General features: G+C 34.2%; 8 protein-coding genes. All 8 read right to left on the reverse strand.

The genetic code is table 11. From position 1 onward, the window contains the following. On the reverse strand, nucleotides 1–296 hold a 296-nt coding region (locus tag ATE49_RS11050), incomplete at its 3' end, for a hypothetical protein (RefSeq protein WP_221407073.1). After that, a complete protein-coding gene (locus ATE49_RS11055) occupies nucleotides 293–490 on the reverse strand; it encodes a hypothetical protein (RefSeq protein WP_065082225.1) in 198 nt (65 codons plus the stop codon). The genes ATE49_RS11050 and ATE49_RS11055, both read right to left, overlap by 4 nt. Before the next feature lie 3 nt (nucleotides 491–493). Then, nucleotides 494–913, reverse strand: coding sequence for a hypothetical protein (locus ATE49_RS11060; RefSeq protein WP_065082226.1), 420 nt, complete (start codon nucleotides 911–913; stop codon nucleotides 494–496). Beyond that, the gene (locus ATE49_RS11065) at nucleotides 913–1203 is read right to left on the reverse strand and encodes a hypothetical protein (RefSeq protein ID WP_065082227.1); all 291 of its coding nucleotides are present in this window, start codon (nucleotides 1201–1203) and stop codon (nucleotides 913–915) included. Before ATE49_RS11065 ends, ATE49_RS11060 begins: the two co-directional genes overlap by 1 nt. Then, nucleotides 1200–1631 (reverse strand): DUF551 domain-containing protein, encoded by a 432-nt coding sequence (locus ATE49_RS11070; protein ID WP_065082228.1) that lies wholly within the window; start codon nucleotides 1629–1631, stop codon nucleotides 1200–1202. Before ATE49_RS11070 ends, ATE49_RS11065 begins: the two co-directional genes overlap by 4 nt. Further along, nucleotides 1628–1861, reverse strand: coding sequence for a hypothetical protein (locus ATE49_RS11075; protein ID WP_143349700.1), 234 nt, complete (start codon nucleotides 1859–1861; stop codon nucleotides 1628–1630). The genes ATE49_RS11070 and ATE49_RS11075 overlap by 4 nt, the downstream gene beginning before the upstream one ends. 29 nt (nucleotides 1862–1890) lie before the next feature. Further along, complete coding sequence (locus ATE49_RS11080) at nucleotides 1891–2304, reverse strand: YopX family protein (protein ID WP_065082230.1); 414 nt, start codon at nucleotides 2302–2304, stop codon at nucleotides 1891–1893. An 89-nt stretch (nucleotides 2305–2393) separates the two neighbouring features. Continuing rightward, complete coding sequence (locus tag ATE49_RS11085) at nucleotides 2394–2645, reverse strand: hypothetical protein (RefSeq protein WP_065082231.1); 252 nt, start codon at nucleotides 2643–2645, stop codon at nucleotides 2394–2396. Between the last annotated feature and the right edge of the window lie 55 nt (nucleotides 2646–2700).

The following is a 2700-nucleotide window of genomic DNA, read 5'->3' on the forward strand; positions in this document are numbered from 1 at the left end:
ACTTTGTTGATTAGTTCTTCTATTTGATTTATAAATTCTTCTTGACCTTCTTCTAATGGATGCGATAAAGATGGTTTAAACTTGTTTTTCACCTCCTCCAACATATAAAGCATCTCTTCTGAGTGGTCTTCTTTTTCTTCTAGCCAAAAACTAGGATTTGAATTCCGAGTGTTTTTATACGTTTCAAATTGCTTTCTTTCAATGGAAAAATATAATTCTCCTTTATTAGTCAGAAATTCTTCCTCCTGCTCCGGCAGTCTCTCCGATACAGGGACTTTTACATATTTTGTTTTCATAGGTTCCATTTTTCTTTATATCTGTTAATAAAATCTTCTGGAAAATCACTTTTCCAACCGCAGGCACAAACGAACTGCTTTCCGTTAAACTTTGTCCTAGGCCACCTGTAAGGACATTTAGCATCTAATCCACAATAAGGGGAATAACCTTCTTTTGTCATTAGATTTTCTCTTACAATTGAAAGCTCTTTCATAGGTCAAAATATTGGTGGTTTTGGGGTCTCAATTGGTTGGTAGTGGGTAGCAGTATCACCATCAAAACATTTTCCGTATACTGTTTCAAATTTTTTTTGGAAAATGTTATAGTGACCTAAAACAATACTTCCATCTGAATACTTTATCCATAGAGAATTTATATTACCCGGCAGATCCTCTTCGCTTTCTATTCGTGTCCAGCCGTTGTTGGTTCCTATGCCAGATAGTGACTTGGGCATTGTAGGTTTAACATTGAAAAGTCCACTTTTCCGAATATCTGAAAAAAGTTTCTTTTGTTCTTCTGTATAACCTATTTCAACTGTTCCATTTTCAGATAATGCATATTCTTGTTGAAAAGGTGACAGTCTTTCCCAGAACTCCCCGTAGGCAGCCTTAATTGCTTGTTCTTTTGGTGTTTCCATTACTGTAGTGATTTATCAGTTACCATTAATTGAGGATATTTTTCAGAAATAATCTTTTTCAATTCAGATGTCATTTTGCTTTTCCATGTATGCCACTCAATTACATTGTGTTCGGATATACCTTGCAAATAATAATGATTAGCAGGTGATCTATATGGAGCCTCACCACTTGTCATACCATATTCCATAAAAAGCTTCCATAAATAGTCATACTCTAAATCAGAAAGATTATATTTCTTTTTAAGTTGTTCTCTCTTTCGTAAGTGTATTGTTGCTTTAGATTCACTCATAGCAGTGTTATGTTAGATTCGTTGGTTATTGATTCTTTAAAATAGTCTGGTTCCATCCAATGCGTTATTTCTTCTTCGATTAAGTATTCATTTTCATCATACCAACATTCGAATTTTTCACCATCCATAAAACCATCATTGAAAAAGGCAACATGATATTTTCCACTTTTACTGATAGCAATGACTACATCGCTATTCTTTCCGTCCCAATTTCCTGTTCGATATGTTGTAGGTAATACATCTTTACAACTTTTAACAAGCTCTTTTTTCACTCTCTCCAAAGAAGCCTGAGCGACTTCGCGGGCGTAACGTTTTGCTACTTTATCAACCATGTATTCGGGTATTTCAAAATGATCTATCATATCATTGTAGCAATTATAGTCATGCTCTTTAGCTACTTCGTTCTTTATCTCTTCCAGTCTTTTCATAATAGATTTAGTTTTTTAGCTTTTTTATCAGCATTTTTCTTGTTTATTGCCCAAACTGATACTTCACCATAGAAAAACTCTTTAAGTCCTTGCATTTGCTTCTTTTGATCTTCTGATAAACGAGTATCACCATCTATTTGTCCGCCAGATTTGCGATAATGTTTAGGCTTGCCATATCTATGATATTCATGTTCAGTAGTTAATGCACTCAAAGAAGCCATAGACACCATAAGCGATAGTTTAGTAATTGTTTTTATTATTATTTGTTTGGGGTTAAACTTTCGTGGATGTTGCCAGTGATTTCAATTTCGTATTCTGGATAAACAAATGAGAAGTTTTCGCAGGCGAAAAATCCTTCTATAAATTTTACTTCACCTGAAATGTCATGCTCTATTGGAAGTAATTCAGGGTCTTGATGGTAAACCAAATATTTTCCTTTCAAAATGTCACCTTCAAATATTCTATTGCCTTTATAATCCAGAAGTCCGGTGAACTGCCCTACTGTTTCAGGCACTACGGCATGAACAGCTTTAAATTTATTATCTTCAAAAACCTGTATTCCATCAGTAAACTCAGGATTTGTTTTCTTATCAACCGATGTTTTCAAAAGGTTGCCATAAACCCACACACCGTTGTCTACTCTTTTTCCTCTAAAAATTATCTCTCTTTTCATATCGTTTTATTTTGGTTGTTTTATTTTCGTGTCAACTAGCACTATACTATCTATTAGTTATAATTGACATATGTTTGATTGTTAGTTATTTACCAGTCACCACAATATGTACTTTCCATACTTCCCCATGCAACAACCTGTTTATCATGGAAATCACATGCACTTTCATAAGGAACATCATCTGTATTCATTACATTTAAACTCCCATGTGCAGAAATGTAAATTATATAGCCCATTTGGGATATTTCCTTGGATGCTTTTTCAATTCTTTTAATAGCTGATAAAAGCTTTTTCTCGTGTTCTGGATCTTTTAGAATTTCGTCATTTTCAATGTGTGCCATATCTTCTGCTTTAGCCCCCTCTTATTACAGAGGGGGGGGGGGGAGTTAATTATTT

The organism is Elizabethkingia miricola (assembly GCF_001675285.1).
In the GTDB taxonomy this organism is placed as follows: Bacteria; Bacteroidota; Bacteroidia; order Flavobacteriales; family Weeksellaceae; genus Elizabethkingia; species Elizabethkingia miricola.